The 17368-nt window shown below is 70.8% G+C and carries 18 protein-coding genes; 12 read left to right on the top strand and 6 right to left on the bottom strand.

The genetic code is table 11. From position 1 onward, the window contains the following. The first annotated feature begins 16 nt into the window (after positions 1-16). The gene (locus tag BMZ92_RS20805; RefSeq protein WP_091510197.1) at positions 17-1480 is read left to right on the top strand and encodes an amino acid permease; all 1464 of its coding nucleotides are present in this window, start codon (positions 17-19) and stop codon (positions 1478-1480) included. Here the strand turns inward: BMZ92_RS20805 and BMZ92_RS20800 are convergent. Then, the gene (locus BMZ92_RS20800; RefSeq protein WP_245783164.1) at positions 1443-2174 is read right to left on the bottom strand and encodes a DUF6885 family protein; all 732 of its coding nucleotides are present in this window, start codon (positions 2172-2174) and stop codon (positions 1443-1445) included. The two genes, BMZ92_RS20805 and BMZ92_RS20800, sit on opposite strands and share 38 nt — an antisense overlap. A 30-nt stretch (positions 2175-2204) precedes the next feature. After that, complete coding sequence (locus tag BMZ92_RS20795) at positions 2205-3551, bottom strand: type I glutamate--ammonia ligase (protein ID WP_091510192.1); 1347 nt, start codon at positions 3549-3551, stop codon at positions 2205-2207. 408 nt (positions 3552-3959) lie between these two features. Here BMZ92_RS20795 and BMZ92_RS20790 point away from each other — a divergent pair, with 408 nt between their 5' ends. Then, positions 3960-4139, top strand: coding sequence for a DUF7455 domain-containing protein (locus tag BMZ92_RS20790; RefSeq protein ID WP_091510190.1), 180 nt, complete (start codon positions 3960-3962; stop codon positions 4137-4139). 143 nt (positions 4140-4282) lie between these two features. Here the strand turns inward: BMZ92_RS20790 and BMZ92_RS20785 are convergent, their stop codons facing one another. Then, complete coding sequence (locus BMZ92_RS20785) at positions 4283-6046, bottom strand: DEAD/DEAH box helicase (protein ID WP_091510188.1); 1764 nt, start codon at positions 6044-6046, stop codon at positions 4283-4285. Between the two features lie 205 nt (positions 6047-6251). Between BMZ92_RS20785 and BMZ92_RS20780 the strand changes: the two genes are divergently transcribed. Next, positions 6252-7253, top strand: coding sequence for a YihY/virulence factor BrkB family protein (locus BMZ92_RS20780; RefSeq protein ID WP_091510186.1), 1002 nt, complete (start codon positions 6252-6254; stop codon positions 7251-7253). A 60-nt stretch (positions 7254-7313) separates the two neighbouring features. On the opposite strand, the gene BMZ92_RS20775 is transcribed toward BMZ92_RS20780, so the two are convergent. After that, a complete protein-coding gene (locus tag BMZ92_RS20775) occupies positions 7314-7562 on the bottom strand; it encodes a DUF3039 domain-containing protein (protein WP_091510184.1) in 249 nt (82 codons plus the stop codon). Between the two features lie 78 nt (positions 7563-7640). Between BMZ92_RS20775 and BMZ92_RS20770 the strand changes: the two genes are divergently transcribed. Genes BMZ92_RS20770 through BMZ92_RS20760 form a run of 3 tightly spaced genes read left to right on the top strand, consistent with a single transcriptional unit; the run spans position 7641 to position 9834 of the window. After that, positions 7641-8024, top strand: coding sequence for a tautomerase family protein (locus BMZ92_RS20770; RefSeq protein ID WP_091510359.1), 384 nt, complete (start codon positions 7641-7643; stop codon positions 8022-8024). Between the two features lie 44 nt (positions 8025-8068). Continuing rightward, entirely contained in the window at positions 8069-8971 is a 903-nt protein-coding gene (locus BMZ92_RS20765) for a pseudouridine-5'-phosphate glycosidase (RefSeq protein WP_091510182.1), read from the top strand. Then, the gene (locus BMZ92_RS20760) at positions 8968-9834 is read left to right on the top strand and encodes a carbohydrate kinase family protein (RefSeq protein WP_177228792.1); all 867 of its coding nucleotides are present in this window, start codon (positions 8968-8970) and stop codon (positions 9832-9834) included. The genes BMZ92_RS20765 and BMZ92_RS20760 overlap by 4 nt, the downstream gene beginning before the upstream one ends. 3 nt (positions 9835-9837) lie before the next feature. Here the strand turns inward: BMZ92_RS20760 and BMZ92_RS20755 are convergent, their stop codons facing one another. Together BMZ92_RS20755 and BMZ92_RS20750 are read right to left on the bottom strand one after the other, a co-directional pair. Beyond that, positions 9838-10164, bottom strand: coding sequence for a DUF3099 domain-containing protein (locus BMZ92_RS20755; RefSeq protein WP_091510179.1), 327 nt, complete (start codon positions 10162-10164; stop codon positions 9838-9840). Positions 10165-10235: 71 nt separating this feature from the next. Then, complete coding sequence (locus BMZ92_RS20750) at positions 10236-11462, bottom strand: amidohydrolase (protein ID WP_091510177.1); 1227 nt, start codon at positions 11460-11462, stop codon at positions 10236-10238. 38 nt (positions 11463-11500) lie between these two features. Here BMZ92_RS20750 and BMZ92_RS20745 point away from each other — a divergent pair, with 38 nt between their 5' ends. The 6 genes from BMZ92_RS20745 (at position 11501) to BMZ92_RS20720 (ending at position 17368) form a co-directional block, all read left to right on the top strand. After that, positions 11501-12985 carry a DUF7782 domain-containing protein gene (locus BMZ92_RS20745; RefSeq protein WP_091510175.1) on the top strand — a complete coding sequence of 495 codons (1485 nt, stop codon included), beginning with the start codon at positions 11501-11503 and terminating at the stop codon, positions 12983-12985. Further along, the gene (gene dtd / locus BMZ92_RS20740) at positions 12982-13407 is read left to right on the top strand and encodes a D-aminoacyl-tRNA deacylase (protein WP_091510172.1); all 426 of its coding nucleotides are present in this window, start codon (positions 12982-12984) and stop codon (positions 13405-13407) included. Before BMZ92_RS20745 ends, dtd begins: the two co-directional genes overlap by 4 nt. 224 nt (positions 13408-13631) lie before the next feature. After that, a complete protein-coding gene (locus tag BMZ92_RS20735; protein WP_091510169.1) occupies positions 13632-14672 on the top strand; it encodes a sigma-70 family RNA polymerase sigma factor in 1041 nt (346 codons plus the stop codon). A gap of 307 nt (positions 14673-14979) precedes the next feature. After that, positions 14980-16647, top strand: a complete 1668-nt coding sequence (locus BMZ92_RS20730; protein ID WP_091510167.1) for a fumarate hydratase — start codon at positions 14980-14982, stop codon at positions 16645-16647. Between the two features lie 47 nt (positions 16648-16694). After that, a complete protein-coding gene (locus BMZ92_RS20725) occupies positions 16695-16982 on the top strand; it encodes a type II toxin-antitoxin system Phd/YefM family antitoxin (protein ID WP_091510165.1) in 288 nt (95 codons plus the stop codon). Further along, on the top strand, positions 16979-17368 hold the full coding sequence (locus tag BMZ92_RS20720; RefSeq protein WP_091510162.1) for a type II toxin-antitoxin system VapC family toxin: 390 nt from the start codon (positions 16979-16981) through the stop codon (positions 17366-17368). The genes BMZ92_RS20725 and BMZ92_RS20720 overlap by 4 nt, the downstream gene beginning before the upstream one ends.

Here is a 17368-nt window from a genome sequence, read left to right as displayed (position 1 = left end):
CTCTAACGTTTCCGGCATGGGCATCACGCGCACCCTGAACGTCGACGACATCCTGGCCAGGCAGGACTCCGGCGACCTGAAACGGCGCCTCCGCGGCCGTGACCTGGTGGGCTTCGGCGTCGGCATCATCATCGGCACCGGCATCTTCACCCTCGCGGGTGTCGAGGCCAAGACGCACGCGGGTCCCGCGGTCACGCTGTCGTTCGTGATCGGCGCGGTCGTGGCCGGGCTCGCGGCGCTGTGCTACGCCGAGCTCGCTTCGAGCGTGCCGACCGCGGGAAGCGCTTACACGTACGCGTTCGCCACGCTCGGCGAGGTGTTCGCCTGGATCATCGGCTGGGACCTGCTGCTGGAGTTCGCGCTGGGGGCGGCCGTCGTTTCGCGTGGCTGGTCGGGTTACCTGGCGAACCTGATGGGGTTGCCGCCGGAGTGGTTCGGCGAGGACGCGACGGTCAACATCGGCGCCGTCGTGATCATCGCGGTGCTCACCGTGGTCGCGGTGCTCGGCATCCGCGAGTCGGCGCTGGCGACGAACGTGCTGGTGATCGTGAAGGTCGCCGTGTGCGTGCTGATCCTGGCCGTGGGCGTGTTCTTCATCAAGGGTTCGAACCTGACCCCGTTCATCCCGCCCGCCCACCCCGCCGAGGGCGGTGGCAGCGTGCTGCACCAGCCGGTCGTGCAGGCCGGGCTCGGGCTGTCGCAGTCGGTGTACGGCCTGGCCGGGGTGATCAGCGCGGCGGCGATCGTGTTCTTCGCCTACACCGGTTTCGAGGCGCTGGCGAACCTGGGCGAGGAAACCCGCAACCCGCGCAAGGACCTGCGGGTCGGCATCCTCGGCGCGCTCGGCATCTGCGCGCTGCTCTACATCGGTGTCTCGATCGTGCTCACCGGCATGGTGCCGTTCACCGACATCGACGCGGGCGCCCCGCTCGCCGCGGCGTTCGACTCCGTGGGCCAGCACTGGATCAGCGCGTTGATCTCGCTCGGCGCGGTCACCGGGCTGACGTCGGTGATGATGGTCGAGCTGGTGACGATCGGGCGCATCGGCTTCGCGATGGGGCGGGACGGACTGCTGCCCAAGGCGCTCGGCACAGCGCACCCGCGCTGGGGCACCCCGCACCGGATGACGATCGGCGGCGCGGTGCTGATCGCGCTGCTGGCCGCGTTCGTGCCGATCACCGAGCTGTCGGACATGGTGAGCATCGGCGCGCTCTCCGCGATGATCATCGTGGCGATCGCGGTACCGGTGCTGCGCAGGCGGCGGCCGGACCTCAAGCGGCCGTTCACCGTGCCGCTCTCCCCCGTCCTGCCGATCGTGGCGGCGCTGGCGTGCTTCTACCTGATGCTGAACCTCGACGTGATGACGTGGATCCGGTTCGCGGTGTGGCTGGCCATCGGCCTGGCGATCTACTTCGGTTACGGGCGCAGGCACTCCCGGCTGGCTACGCCCACAGATCCGTCGTCAGCCCCGCGTTCCTGACCAGCGCCGCGGCTGCCTCCCGCTCCTCGGCGGGGACGACGAGCAGGAGGCCGCCCGGCGTGGGCAGCCGTTCGCGGCGCAGGGCGAGCACGAGCCGGTCGAGCGGCTGGCCGTGCACCCCCTGGTCGCCCAGCGAGGGGTAGGTGTCCACAACGGACACCACCGTGCCGCCGGGGCCGCTCAGCGTCCCGGCCAGCAGCACGAAATGCCCCACGCGCCAGCGTGAAGACCACAGCGGCGGCAACCCACCTTCGACGTAGTCCAGCAAGGCTCGCGAAGGGGTGTCGTGCGCGGCGAACTCACCGGTGTCCACATTGGCCACAGTCGCGACGCGCGGGAGGTCGTGGATCCCGGCGAGCAACGCGCCCAGCGCCTCGTCCGTCCAGTCACCGCTCGCGGGCACGGCCTGGAGCCGCCCACCGGAAAGCGCTTCCACGGCCCGCGCGACTCCCGTCGGTGTCGCCCCCGATTCCGCCGGGTTTTCCGCGCGGGGCAAGGGGACTCGGTAGTCGTCGCGGCTTTTCTCCCCCGGCGGCCAGGTCGGTTCGCCGTCCGCGGACAGCCGGACCCCCGCAGCCAGCGCGGCCTCGTCCTGGTCCCGCACCGCGATTCCGTTGGCACGCAAGGAAACCACGGTCACGAACGCGCCACACAGCTCGTTCTTCTGCGGCATCTCGGCGCGGGCCTGTGCCACCAGCTCACGTGCTCCGGGAAACCACCGCACTCAGTACCGCCAGAGGTGGGCCGCGACGATCTCCTCGTCCGTGTGGTCGACCGCCCACCGGGCGTCGGAGGCGCGGCACGCGCGGAAGGCGCCGAGCACCTCCTCGCCAAGCGCGTCCGATACCCGTTGGGACGCCAGCAACGCCGCGTCCTGCGCCGCTGGAGTGCTTGGCAGGCGGGCGATTCCGGCCTCACTGCGGCGTTCCTCGGTCCAGGTGCCGGGATCCTCCGCGACCGGCTCGGGCAGGCTCAGGTTGTCACGCACGCCCGCGAGCCCCGCGGCGAGCACGGCCGACAGCGCCAGGTACGGGTTCGCCGAGGCGTCGGACGGCTTGAGCTCGACGTTCGCGTGCCCCGGCCCCAGCAGGTCCGTACCAGGCACGAACCGCAGCGGCGCCTCCCGGTTCTCCACTCCCCAGAAGCAGTACGCGCTCGAGAAGTAGCCGGGACGCAAGCGCATCGTCGACGGAACGCTGGGCGCGGTGATCGCGGTCAGCGCGGGCAGGTCGCGGAGCAGGCCCGCGACGTAGCCGGCGCCTTCGCCGTCCGGGCGCCCGGACAGCAGGTTGCGGCCCTTGCGCCACAACGACGTGTGCAGGTGCCAGCCGTTGCCCGCGGCGGCGAGGCTGACCATCGGCGCGAAGCTGACCCGCAGCCCCTGGGCGTGTGCGGCGGCGTGGATGGTCTGGCGGGCCAGCAGCTGGTCGTCGGCTGCCGAGACCGGGTCCGTGGCGGTGAGCGACAGCTCCACCTGCGCCAGCCCGTACTCGGCGTGCAGCTGGCCGATGCCCAGCCCGTTGGCCTCGAAGTCCCGCAGCAGCGCGGCGACGAAACCGTCGAGTTCGACGAGGGCGTGCGGGCTGTAGGCGGGGCCGTGGTGACCGGGCGCGGAAGCGACGTCCGTGCTGCCGAGCGGCGCGACGGCGAACTCCAGCTCGTAGCCCGCGCGCAGCTCGTAGCCCTCCTTCGCGGCGGCCGCGACGTGCCGTTCCAGCAGGCTGCGCTGGCAGTACGGCCACGGCGAGCCGTCGGCGGCGACCTGCCGGACCGGCGCCCACGCGAGCGCGCGCTGCCCGGCGAGGCGGCGCAGCCGCTCGACCACCGGCACGAGCCGGATGTCCCCGGAGGGCGTGGACAGCGCGGGGTGGGCGTAGGTGATCGCGTCGTGGCTGTCGAAGACGGCGAACAGCGTGGTGGCCCCGACCCCGCGGACGGCGGCGTCGGCCAGACCCGTGATCGGCACGATCCGGGACCGGGGGATGCCGTTGTTGTCGGCCCAGGCGAGGTGCACCCCGGCGACTCCGGCAGCGGCGAGGTCCTTCGCCGCCGCCGATGCTGCCTTCGTCATCCGTGAAGTGTCTCACGCGGACGGCCTCCCCCGGGCGGGTCGGAAAGCCCGTTCCGGGTTTCGCTGAGAACGAACAGCGCCGGCGGTGGAACTGACCCTCGGAGGGGATTGCGCTTCTCCTCCGTGATCGTTCCGCAACCTGGTGACCTCGGAAAACCGAGTGGTCTGGACGTTTCCGGGAGGTTTCGGCGTCCTGGAAGGTGGGATTGGTTCTACGACATCCGGGGTAAATCAGGGTGACGCAAGTCCCACACAGCCGGGAACACTTGCGGCAGGCTCAGCGTCTGCAAGAGTGGAAGCTACGAACACGGAGGAGCCGGCGGCACCGCGCTACTGGCATCAGGGCCGAAGTGGACGTGCTGGATCGATGGCACCGGGCGACCGGTGCCGGGACGGAGGGAGACCCTCATGACATCGCCGACGCTCACCCGCCCCGAATTGACCGCTGCCGACCGTTGCGACCGGTGCGGCGCCGCAGCACAGGTACGAGCGATCCTCTCCTCGGGTGGCGAGCTGCTGTTCTGCGGCCACCACGCCCGCGAGTACGAGGGCAAGCTCAAGGAGATGGCAGCCGAGATCCAGCGCTGACGAACTGGACTTGGGGAGGCGAGCGCTCGCGGAGAGCGCTCGCCTCTTTCGTTCGTCAGCCATGTCCTCCGGGGGCTTGCCCCCAGACCCCACCCGGGGGCAAGCCCCCGGACCCCCAGCCGCGGCCGCGCTGAGTGATCCGGTCACCAGGAGCGCAACGTCACGATGCGCTCCTCCAGCTGCTCCACCGTCGCCATCGCGGTGGGCGGGCCGCCGCAGACGCGGCGCAGCTCGTTGTGGATGGCGCCGTGCGGCTTCTTCGTGCGGTGGTGGTACATCCCGACCAGCGTGTTCAGCTCCTTGCGCAGCGACGCGATGCGCTCCTGCACTGACTGCGGCCGCGGTGCGGGCGCCTGCTCGGCCGCCTTCTCCGGCTTGCGCCGCTTGGCGTCGGCCAGCTGCTCCTCCTGCCGCTTGCGCAGCAGCGCCCGCACCTGCTCCGGCTCCAGCAGCCCCGGCAGCCCGAGGTACTCCTGCTCCTCCTCGCTGCCCGAGAACACCGCGGTGCCGAACGAGTTGCCGTCGTAGATGACCTGGTCCAGCTCGGCGGAGGCGCCCAGCGACGTGAAGGCCTTCTCCTCCTCGCCCGGCTCGTCCTCGGTGCGGTTGGCCTGGGCGAGCAGCTCGTCGTCCCAGCCCTCCTTCTCGCGGTGCGGCTTGCCGAGCACGTGGTCCCGCTGCGCCTCCAGCTGGCTCGCCAGCTCCAGCAGCACCGGCACGCTGGGCAGGAACACGCTCGCCGTCTCGCCCTTGCGCCGCGCCCGCACGAACCGGCCGATCGCCTGCGCGAAGAACAGCGGCGTCGAGGCGCTCGTCGCGTACACGCCGACCGCCAGCCGCGGCACGTCGACGCCTTCGGACACCATCCGGACGGCGACCAGCCAGCGGTCGTCGGACTCGGAGAACTCGCCGATCCGCTTGGTCGCCTTCGGGTCGTCCGACAGCACGACCACCGGCTCCTCACCGGTGATGCGCGCGAGGATGCGGGCGTAGGCGCGCGCGGACTCCTGGTCGGTGGCGATCACCAGGCCGCCGGCGTCGGGGATGCCACCGCTGCGCAGCTGGTGCAGCCGCGTGTCGGCGGCCTGCAGGACCGACGGCACCCACTCGCCGCCGGGGTCGAGGGCGGTGCGCCACGCGCGGGCCGTCTGCTCCGCCGTCAGCGGCTCCCCCAGCCGCGCGGTGAACTCCTCGCCCGCGCTGGTGCGCCACGACGCCTCACCCGAGTACGCGAGGAAGACCACGGGCCGCACGACGCCGTCGGCGAGCGCGTCCGCGTAGCCGTAGGAGTGGTCGGGCTTGCTGCGCATCGCGCCGTCGGCGTCGGGCTCGTAGTTGACGAACGGGATCGGCGAGTCGTCGCTGCGGAAGGGGGTACCGGTCAGCGCCAGGCGGCGCACGGCGGGCGTGAACGCCTCGCGGATCGCGTCACCCCAGGACTTCGCGTCACCGCCGTGGTGGATCTCGTCGAGGATGACGAGCGTCTTGTAGTTCTCGGTGCGGACCCGGTGCAGCGTGGGGTGGGCGGCGACCTGCGCGTAGGTCAGCGCGACGCCCTGGAAGTCGCCGGAGGTGGCGCCCTGGCCGTTGCGGTAGTTCGAGTCGATGGCGATCCCGGCGGCGGCCGCGGAGATGGCCCACTGGTGCTTGAGGTGCTCGGTCGGGGTCACGATGGTGATCCGCTCGACCGTGCGGTCGCTCAGCAGCTCGGCCGCGATGCGCAGGCCGAACACGGTCTTGCCCGCGCCGGGGGTCGCGACCGCGAGGAAGTCCCGCGGCTTGGTGGTGAGGTACTTGGTGAGTGCGCGCCGCTGCCAGGCGCGCAGCGGACGAGGCGTCACGTCCTGCTCGGGTTCGGGCGCGACGAAGGTTTCGGTCGTCCCGTTACGCTGTGCCGTGTCCGACAAGGATGTCCCCCTCCTCTCGCCGATCCCGGGTGCCACATGCGAAAACCCCCACGAGACGGCCGGCGGCGACGCCGGGTGCGGAGTGAGGGCGCTCGGAAGAGACTACCTGTCCCGGCCCCGGGCGGCCGTCATCGGCACGGCCGAGTGGAACACGCCACACCGCTGACGAGCCAAACGTCCCCGGATGGACCATGCTGGACACGCGATGAGTGAGCAGACCGGATCCCAGCCGCCCCGCAAAGGTGCCCGGCGGCTGATCGGCCGCACTTTCGCCAAGGCGTGGGACGGCAACATCTTCTCCGAATCCGCCGAGGCGGCGTTCTGGCAGACGTTGTCGCTGCCGCCGTTGCTGCTCGGCCTGCTAGGCAGCCTGGGCTTCATGGGCGACTGGTTCGGCCAGGGGTTCGTCACCACGGTCCACGACAAGATCATTACGTTCTGTGAGCGTGTGTTCACGGGGAACGTCGTCCAGCAGATCATCGAGCCGACCGTCGACGACATCCTGACGATCGGCAAGGGCGAGATCGTCTCGGTCGGGTTCGTGATCTCGCTGTGGGCGGGTTCGTCGGCGATGTCGTCGTTCGTCGACGCGATCACCGTGGCGCACGACCAGTACGGGGTGCGCAACGAGGTGTGGCAGCGGATCTTCGCGCTGCTGCTGTACCTGTGCGGACTCGTCCTGCTGGTGATCGGCCTGCCGGTGATCGCCGTCGGGCCGGACGTGCTGACCGACTTCTTCCCCGACTCGTGGCGCCCGACGCTGTCGACGTGGATCGGGGTCGGGTACTACCCGGTGCTCGCGGTGGGCCTGATCCTCGCGCTCGCGACGCTGTACAAGCTGGCACTGCCGCGGCGGCTGCCGTGGCACCGCGGCCTGCCCGGCGCGGCGCTGGCGATGGTGATCTTCCTGCTGTCCAGCATCGGGCTGCGGCTGTACCTGGGGTGGATCACCAGCACCGGCTACACCTACGGCGCGCTGGCCACGCCGATCGCGTGGCTGCTGTTCACGTACTTCATCGGGATGGCCGTGGTTGGCGGCGCGTACTTCAACAGCGCCATCCAGGAGCTGTGGCCCGCGAAGATGACGCGGCGCCAGCGGCGGAGGTGGCGGCGGCTCGAGCTGGAGCGGATGAGCAGCGAAGGCGGGGCGACCGCCGCACCCCAGGTCGCCGAGGAAGCCCGCGTGGACCGGCCGCGGACGGAGTGACTTCCGGGCACACCTCAGCCCGCCGGAGGCAGGTGGCCTCCAGCGGACGTCGGCGCGGGATCAGTCCTCGGGGCCCGGGCGGAGGCCCTCGTAGATCTCCTTGCACGCCGGGCACACCGGCGAGCCGGGCTTGGGCGAGCGCGTCACCGGGAACACCTCGCCGCACAGCGCCATCACGTGCGTGCCCATGACCGCGCTCTCCGCGATCTTGTTCTTGCGCACGTAGTGGAAGACCTTCGGTTCGTCGCTGTCGGTGCTGTCCGTGGTTTCCGGCCGGGTGTCGACCTCGGGCAGAGTCGTCGTGCTCATGTCCCCATGATGCCGCAGCGCACGCGGTCCGCGGAAAAACACCTTCCTTCTGTACCTACTAGTATGTACGATCACGTCATGCCGCTCGTACGCATCGATGCTTCCTCGGTCCACGACGACGAGACCCTCGCCGCCTTCGGCGACGTGGTCCACCAAGCCCTGGTCGACGCACTGGGCATCCCCCAGGACGACTTCTTCCAGGTCATCACCCGCCACGAACCCCATGAGCTGCGCTACGACCCCGGCTACCTCGGGGTCTCGCGGGACGACGGGATCGTGTTCGTCGGCATCACCATGCGCGCCGGTCGGCTGTACGAGCAGAAGAAGGCGCTGTACGCGCGCATCGCCGAGCTCGCCGAGGAACGGACGAGCGTCGAACCGCGGAACGTGTTCGTCACGATCACCGAGAACCAGCAGGTGGACTGGCCCTTCGGCGAGGGCGTCGCGCAGTACCTGCACTGACCCCGTGGACCGGCGGGCGCCCGCGTGGCTGATGATGGTGCGTCGTGACCCAGATTTCCCTGTCCGGCGAGGTCGCCGACGCCGTCAACAGCGGCAGGCCCGTCGTCGCGCTCGAAAGCACCATCCTGTCCCACGGTCTGCCGCCGGGCCGCAACCTCGACGTCGCGAAGCGGCTGGAGGACACCGTGCGCGCCGCGGGCGCCGTCCCCGCCACCATCGCCGTGCTCGACGGCACCCCGGTCGTCGGCCTCTCCCCCGCGCAGCTGGAGCGCGTGTGCGCGCCTGATTCGGGGCTGGACAAGCTGTCCCTGCGCGACCTCGGCCCGGCGATCGGGCTGGGGCGCTCGGGTGCGACGACCGTGGCGAGCACGTCCGCGCTCGCGCACCAGGCGGGCGTCAGCGTGTTCGCGACCGGCGGGCTCGGCGGTGTGCACCTGGGCGCGCAGGAGTCCTGGGACGTCTCCGCCGACCTCGGGGTGCTCGCCCGCGTCCCCACGCTCGTCGTGTGCTCCGGCGTGAAGTCGGTGCTCGACATCGCCGCGACGCTGGAGGTGCTGGAGACCAACTCGGTGCCCGTGCTCGGTTACCGCACCGACTCCTTCCCCGCGTTCTACCTGCGCTACTCGGACTTCCCCGTGCCGTGGCGGGTCGACGACCCCGCGCAGGCCGCCGCGGTCGTCGCCGCACACCGCCGCTACGCCGGATCCGGTGTGCTGCTGGCGAACCCGATCCCCGCGGAGTCCGAAATGGACGAACAGCTGCACGAGCGCCTGCTTACCGAAGGGCTGCAGCTGGTGCGGGACAAGGGCGTGCAGGGCAAGGACGTGACGCCGGTGCTGCTGGAGCACTTCCACACCGCGAGCGAGGGCGTGAGCCTCGACGCGAACGAGGCGCTGGTGCTGTCCAACGCGCGGCTGGCCGCCGAGATCGCCGTGGAGCTCGCGTGAACGTGGTGGTGGTCGGCGACGCCGGCCTCGACGTGGTCGCCCGGCACCAGCACGCCATCGTCCCCGGCGGGGATTCGCGGGCGAAGATCCGGCTCGCCGGAGGCGGCGCGGGGGCGAACACCGCGCTGTGGCTCGCGACGCTGGACACGGCGACGACCCTGCTCGCGCGCGTGGGCGACGACGCGGGCGGCAGGCTGATCCGCGCCGAGCTGGAGTCGGCGGGGGTGCGGTGCGCGTTCGTCGTCGATCCCGAAGCGCCGACGTGCTGCGTCGTGGTCCTCGTCGACCACGAGGGGCAGCGCAGCATGCTGCCGGACCGGGGTGCGAACGCGCGGTTCTGCGCCGAGGACGTCGCCGCGACGTCTCTGGAGGGGGCGACCCACCTGCACCTGTCGGGCTACGTGCTCCTCGACCCCTCGTCGCGGCCCGGTGGGCTCGCCGCGCTCGCGGCGGCACGCGAGGCCGGGCTGACGACGTCGGTGGACCCGCAGGCGGCGGCGTTGCTGACCGATCCGCAGGCGTTCCTCGACGACGTGCGGGGCGTGGACCTGCTGCTGCCCAACACCGACGAACTGATCGCGCTCACCGGCTCCGCGGACCCGGCGGCGGCCGCGGAACTGCTCGACGTCGTCGGCGCGGTCGCCGTCACGGCGGGCCTGGACGGTGCGAGCTGGGTGGACGCGGACGGCGTGGTGAGCGTGCCCGCCGACGAGGCCGAGTGCGTGGATTCCACCGGCGCCGGGGACGCGTTCAACGCCGGCGTGCTGTCCGCGTGGCTGCGCGGTGAGTCCACAAAGGACGTTCTGGCCGCCGGGGTGCGGCTGGGCGCGCGGGCGGTTTCCCGCGTGGGCGCGCAACCGTGAGGTTCAGCCCTCGATGACGCGGTGTTCGCGGTGCTCGAGCTGCCTGGCCTCGCGCTGGTAGCGGCTGACCTCCTCCGCCTTGCGGGGCGGCCGGTCGTTGGCGATGAGCACCGCGACCCACGGCAGCGGGACCGAGATCACGATGAACAGCAGCGCGAGCCACCACGTGTGGTAGAAGACGCCGGCGAGCACGAGGCACGGGAACCGCATGCCCATCATCAGCATGTACTTGCGTTTGCGGGCGGCGTGCTCGTCCTCGTAGGAGGGGGCGGCCTCGGTGATCAGCACCGGTTCGGCCTCGTCCCTCGGGCCGCGGGACGGATCGTTCACGCGAACCACCTCCTGCCCTCCATGCTCCCACTCGCCGGACGCGGGCGACACCTGGGGAGGGGTCGGATTTTTCACCCTTGGACGGCGAAGAACTCCAGCGCTCCCGTCACGAGCGTCTCGACCCCGACCCGCACGGTCGGGTCCACCACCGGCGCGAACAGCGGCGAGTGGTTCGACGGCACGTCCCGTTCGAAGCGGCCCTCCGAGATCGCCGTGAGGACCTCCTGCGGGTCCATGCCCCCGACGAGCCAGAACACCGACGGCGCCCCGGCCGCGCGGCCGAACTCGCTGAAGTCCTCGCTGCCCGTCACGAGCGGCGCCTCCAGCACGTGCTCCGGCCCGAACCGCCGCCGGAACACACCCGTGAGGCGTTCGTTCGCCGTGTCGTCGTTCGTGGTCACCGGGAAGCTCGCGATGGACGTGATCTCGGGCGGTTCCGGACAGCCCGAGGCCGCCGCCTCGCCCCGCACGATCCGCTCGATGGCCGCGAGCACCTTGTCCCGCACCTGCTCGTCGAAGGTCCGGACGTTGACCTCGAGCACGGCCTCGTCGGCGATGATGTTGTTCGCCGTGCCCACGTGCAGCTGGCCCACAGTCACCACGGCCGACTCGGTGGCCGAGATCTCGCGCGACACGATCGTCTGCAGGCGCAGCACCACCGAGGCCGCCAGCACCGCCGGGTCCACCGTCGTCTCCGGGCGGGAGCCGTGCCCGCCCCGGCCGTGCAGCACGATCCGCAGCGCGTCCGTGGCCGCCATGATCACGCCGGGGCGCGTCAGCACCCAGCCGGCGGGTCCCGGCGCGATGTGCTGACCCAGCACCACCGAAGGCCGCCCCACCAGGTCGAACAGGCCGTCACGCACCATCGCCGCCGCACCCGAGCCCTGCTCCTCCCCCGGCTGGAACACGACCAGCAGCGTGCCCTGCCACGCGTCCCGCGCGTGGGAGAGCAGGTCCGCCGCACCGCTCAACCACGTGGCGTGCATGTCGTGCCCGCACGCGTGCATCACGCCGGGCGTCTCGCTCGCGTACGGCAGCTCCGTCTTCTCCTGCACGGGCAGCGCGTCGATGTCGGCTCGCAGCATGACGACCGGCCCGCCTCCGTTGCGCAGCACGCCCGCGACACCCGTGCCCCCGAGGCCGGTGTGCACCTCGTACCCCGCCTCCTCCAGCCGTCGCGCGAGTTCGGCCGCCGTGCGTTCTTCCTTGAACGACAGCTCGGGGTGCCGGTGCAGGTCGGTGTACAGCTCCCGCAGCGACGGCAGCAACTCGTCCAGGGCGGCGAAGGGGTCTGTCATCGGGCCATCAGAACACACGCGTGCGAGGATCACCGTTCGTGACTCCCGAGTTTTCCGATGACCTCTGTGCCCGCCTGCGTGAGGCGTTCCAGCGCACCCGTTACGACGCGGACGGCGTCCTCGAAGCGCTCGGCGCCGCTGCGCACGCGGCACTGGGCCGCAACGAGCCGGAACTGGCGTACCGCGCGAGCGCGGACGCCGGCGACCTCGGCACGTTGATCCGCCTGTTCCTGCTCGGTGGCGCGGAGACCGCGAAAGCCGTCGAGGCCGCGCTCGCCCCCGTTCCGCTCGAAGACGCGCTCGCGGTTGGGCTGCTGCGTGGGGACGGAGAACTGCTGCGGGCCGGGCTGGACGTGCGTCCGCACGGCGACGACGAGGGCCAGTGGTGGGTGATCTCGGACCTGGACTCGGAACTCCTCGGTGGCGAGGTGCCGCCGGAGCACGTCCTCGGCGTCGGGCACGCGTCGCTGAGCCTGATCCGCGCCACCATCCGGCGACCGGTCGGCACGCTGCTCGACCTCGGCACGGGTTGTGGTGTCCAGGCGCTGCACGGCGCGCGCCACGCTCAGCGCGTCACGGCGACGGACGTGTCGCCTCGCGCGCTGGCGTTGGCGGACGCGACGTTCCGGCTCAACCAGCTGGACGTGGAACTGCTGCGCGGCGAGTGGTTCGCACCGGTCGCACGGCGGCGCTTCGACCAGATCGTGTGCAACCCGCCGTTCGTGGTGGGCCCGCCGCGAGTGGACTACACCTACCGCGATTCGGGGCTGGCGGGCGACGACGCCTCCGGTCTGGTGGTGCGCCAGCTGCCCGCGTTCCTCAACGAAGGCGGCGTGGGACAGCTGCTCGCCTCGTGGCTGCACATCGAGGGTGAGGATTGGGCCGATCGTGTGACGCGGTGGCTCCCGCCGGGTACCGACGCGTGGTTCGTGCAGCGCGACATCGCCGATCCGGGGCTGTACGTGGGCACCTGGTTGCGTGACGCCGGTATCGACCCGCGTTCCCCCGAGGGCCGCGCGAAGGCGGGCGCGTGGCTGGACTGGTTCGCCGACAACAAGGTGCAGGGCGTCGGGTTCGGCTTCGTCACGCTGCGGCGCGCGGAGGTCGCGCACCCCACGATCGTGTGCGAGGACCTGCGGCAGGCCTACGACGATCCGCTGGGCCCGGAGGCGGGCCACTGGCTGGACCGGGTCGCGTGGCTGCGCGAGCACGGCGGCGAGTTGCTCGAAACACGCTTCCGGGTGCCTGAGACGGTCCTGTTGGAGACCGTCGCCGGACCGGGTGACGAGGGCTGGGAGACCACCATCCGCCGCCTGCACCGCACCGACGGACCGGGGTGGCAGCACGAGGTCGACGAGCTGGCCACCGCCTTGCTGGCGGGCTGCCGGGGTGTGCTGCCGCTGTCGGACCTGCTGGAACTGCTCGCGTTCGCCCACGGCGGAACGGCGGAGGAGCTCGAAGAGGCCGCGCTGCCGATGATGAGGGAACTCGTGCGGCACGGCATGGTGGAGCCGGTCTCGTGAGAGCCGTGGTGGCGAGGGTCACCGAGGCGAGCGTCACGGTGGACGGGGAGGTCGTCGGCGCGATCGACGAGCCCGGGCTGCTGGTCCTGCTCGGGGTGCACGTCGACGATGAACCGGACAAAGCGCCCCTGATGGCGCGGAAGCTGCACGAGCTGCGCATCCTCGCTGACGAGGAGTCATGCGCCACTGCGGGCGCACCGCTGCTGTTGGTGAGCCAATTCACGCTCTACGGCGACACGCGCAAGGGAAGGCGTCCATCGTGGATCGCCGCCGCGCGCCCGGAGCCCGCGAAGCGGATTTTCGACCGCGTCGTGGCTGAACTCCGCGAGCGCGGCGCGCGTGTCAGTACCGGCGTCTTCGGAGCGCAGATGGCTGTGCGGAGCGTGAACGACGGGCCCTTCACGGTACTCGTAGAGGTCTAGACCATTCCTTTCTCAGGGAAACTTCAGGTTTGGTCGAGCAACCGGGCGGTGGGCCGTACGCGTCTAACTCTCCGAAACAGCCGGGAACGTTTTGGGCACCGACGGCGTTGACCCAGATGTCCGGCCGACAAGCCGGATTCGCGCACCGAGTTCCACAGGCTCGGCGCACGACGCACAACCGGTGTGACGCACCAACGTGTCAGCCCGTGACCGGGGAGGCAAACATGTCAGTACAGACCCTCGAAAGGAAGACTCGGCGGACTCGTGAAGTGGTCCCCGAGCCCGCCTCCGAGCCGGCTCTCGAGTCCAGCGTACGCGTTCCGCCGAACCTCGACGCCGACCTCGACGCCCAGGGCCCCGCCGCGGACCTCGTCCGCGTGTACCTCAACGGCATCGGCAAGACGGCACTGCTGTCCGCCGCCGACGAGGTCGAGCTGGCCAAGCGCATTGAGGCGGGGGTGTTCGCCCAGCACATGCTGGAGAGCAAGCCGGACCTGCCCGCCGAGCGCCGCGCCGAGCTGAAGGCCCTGATCAGGGACGGGCACCAGGCCAAGAACCACCTGCTGGAGGCCAACCTCCGCCTGGTCGTCTCGCTCGCGAAGCGCTACACGGGCCGGGGGATGCCGCTGCTCGACCTGATCCAGGAGGGGAACCTGGGTCTGATCCGCGCGGTCGAGAAGTTCGACTACTCCAAGGGGTTCAAGTTCTCCACGTACGCCACGTGGTGGATCCGGCAGGCCATCACCAGGGGCATGGCCGACCAGGGCCGCACCATCCGCCTCCCCGTGCACCTGGTGGAGCAGGTCAACAAGCTGGCGCGCATCAAGCGCGACCTGCACCAGCAGCTGGGCCGCGAGGCGACGAACGAGGAGCTGGCGGCCGAATCCGGTATCGCGCCGGACAAGGTGGCCGACCTGCTCGACCACGCCCGTGACCCGGTGAGCCTGGACATGCCCGTCGGCACCGAGGAGGACGCCCCGCTGGGTGACTTCATCGAGGACTCCGAGGCGACCGACGCGGAGAGCGCCGTGATCTCCGGCCTGCTGCAGGACGACCTGCGGCGCGTGCTGGCGACGCTGGACGACCGCGAGCAGGCGGTGATCCGGCTGCGGTACGGGCTCGACGACGGGCAGCCCCGCACACTGGACCAGATCGGCAAGCACTTCGGGCTCTCCCGCGAGCGCGTCCGCCAGATCGAGCGCGAGGTCATGGCGAAGCTGCGCCAGGGCGAGCGGGCCGAGCGGCTGCGCGCGTACGCGAGCTGAGCGCCATCACTGCGTGAAACTGCGGGTTTACCCAAACGGCAGCGTTGACATATGAGCTAGATCACGAGACGGTCGAAGCAACGCGCCCGAGGGCCACACGTCCTTGGGGATGTGAGCTTCGCGAGGGGCGTCTGGTGCGTCCGCTCGCCTGCCGCGGAAGGTCGGGTCCGTCGGGGTGGGCCCGGCCTTCCGACTTTCCGCGGCGGTTCCGCCGTGAAGTAGTTCTTCCCCACACCACACGGTCAGCGCGGGGTTTCGCGCGGTAACGTCTCAGGCCACCCGAACCGCCGTGCAAGGGAGCCGTGCGTTGACCGCCACCACCACCTCGTTCCAGTACACCGACGTGCTGCCGCTCGCCCGCGACACCGAAACCGAGTACCGGCTCGTCACGCCCGACGGCGTCCGCGTCGTCGAGGCAGGCGGTCGGAAGTTCCTCGAAGTCGCGCCCGAGGCGCTCACGAAGCTGGCGCGCACCGCCATCAGCGACATCCAGCACCTGCTGCGTTCGTCGCACCTGGCGCAGCTGCGCGCGATCGTGGACGACCCGGAGGCCAGCGGCAACGACCGCTTCGTCGCGATGGACCTGCTGCGCAACGCCGCGATCTCGGCGGGTGGCGTGCTGCCCATGTGCCAGGACACCGGCACCGCGATCGTGATCGGCAAGCGCAGCGAGGGCGTGCTGACCGGCGGCGACGACGAGCGCGCGCTGGCCCGCGGCGTCTTCGAGGCGTACCAGGAGCTGAACCTGCGGTACTCGCAGATGGCGCCGCTGACGTTCTGGGACGAGAAGAACACGGGCACGAACCTGCCGGCGCAGATCGAGCTGTACCACAAGGACGGTGCCGGCGACCCGTCGTACGAGTTCCTGTTCATGGCGAAGGGCGGCGGCAGCGCCAACAAGACGTTCCTGTACCAGGAGACGAAGGCGGTGCTGAACCCCAAGCGCCTGGCGAAGTTCCTGGACGAGAAGCTGCGCAGCCTCGGCACCGCGGCCTGCCCGCCCTACCACCTGGCGATCGTCGTCGGCGGCATGTCGGCTGAGTTCAACCTCAAGGTCGCCAAGCTCGCCTCCGCCCGCTACCTGGACAACCTGCCGACGGAGGGGTCCGAGCTGGGGCACGGGTTCCGCGACGTGGACCTGGAGCAGCAGGTGCTGGAGATGACGCGGCAGTTCGGTATCGGCGCGCAGTTCGGCGGCAAGTACTTCTGCCACGACGTGCGCGTGATCCGGCTCCCCCGGCACGGCGCGTCCTGCCCGGTCGGGATCGCCGTGTCCTGCTCCGCCGACCGGCAGGCGAAGGCGAAGATCACCGCGGACGGCGTGTTCATCGAGCAGCTGGAGCGCGACCCGGCGCGGTTCCTGCCCGACGTGACCGAGGACCAGCTGTCGGACGAGGTCGTGCAGGTGGACCTCAACCGCCCGATGGCCGAGATCCGGGCGCAGCTGTCCGCGCTGCCGGTGAAGACGCGCCTGTCGCTGAGCGGCCCGCTGGTCGTCGCACGCGACATCGCGCACGCGAAGATCGCGGAGCGGCTCGAAGCGGGCGAGCCGATGCCGCAGTACCTGCGTGACCACCCCGTGTACTACGCCGGCCCGGCGAAGACCCCGGAGGGGTACGCGTCGGGCTCGTTCGGGCCCACGACGGCGGGCCGGATGGACTCGTACGTGGCGCAGTTCCAGGCCGCGGGCGGTTCGCTGGTCATGCTCGCGAAGGGCAACCGGTCGAAGCAGGTGACCGCCGCGTGCAAGGAGCACGGCGGGTTCTACCTCGGCTCGATCGGCGGTCCTGCTGCCCGGCTCGCGCAGGACTGCATCAAGCAGGTCGACGTGCTCGAGTACCCGGAGCTGGGCATGGAGGCCGTGTGGAAGATCGAGGTCGAGGACTTCCCGGCGTTCATCGTCATCGACGACAAGGGCAACGACTTCTTCGCGGAGACCTCGGAGCCGGTGCTCCAGATCAGCTTCCGAAAGTGAATGTTCTTACACGTTGTACACTCTTGTGGACACCTTAGGAGGTGCCCATGACAGCCGTGACCGTTCGCGAGTTCTCGTACAACCCGAGCGCCATCTTCGCCCGCGTGGAGAAGGGGGAGACGATCGAGGTGACCAAGCACGGTGACGTCGTCGCCGTGCTCGTGCCACCGCCCCGGAAGCAGAGCCGCTTCGACGAGCTGGTCGCGCAGGGCGCGATCCGCCCCGCCGAGCGGAACCTGACGACCAGGGACCTGGACCAGTACACGCGGATCAACGTGCCGGACGACGTGGACCCGCTCGCGATCCTGCTCGAAATGCGGGAGCACGAGCGGTGATCTACCTCGACGCCTCCGCGCTGGTGACCTTCGTCGTACGGCGGCGCAACGCGGAGGCGCTGGACGCGTTCCTCTCCGCCCACGAAGACGTGACCTGCACCAGCACCATCGGCTTCGTCGAGACGGTCCGCACGTGCGACCAGATCGGCGGCTTCCCCAACCTGATGGCCACCCTGCTGCGGGACCACAACGAGATCAAGGTGACCGACGTGATCCGGGACGCGGCGGCCAGGGTGCCGGGCCTGGTGCGCTCGCTCGACGCCATCCACGTCGCGAGCGCCGAGCAGCTCGGTTCCGAGCTGACGGCGCTCGTGACGTACGACAGCCGCATGGCCGAGTCGGCACGCAAGGCCGGGCTGCCCGTCGCCATGCCCGGCGCGGAGTGA

Source organism: Amycolatopsis sacchari (assembly GCF_900114035.1).
GTDB classification, from domain to species: domain Bacteria; phylum Actinomycetota; class Actinomycetes; order Mycobacteriales; family Pseudonocardiaceae; genus Amycolatopsis_E; species Amycolatopsis_E sacchari.
This window is presented reverse-complemented; position numbering and strand designations above follow the sequence as displayed.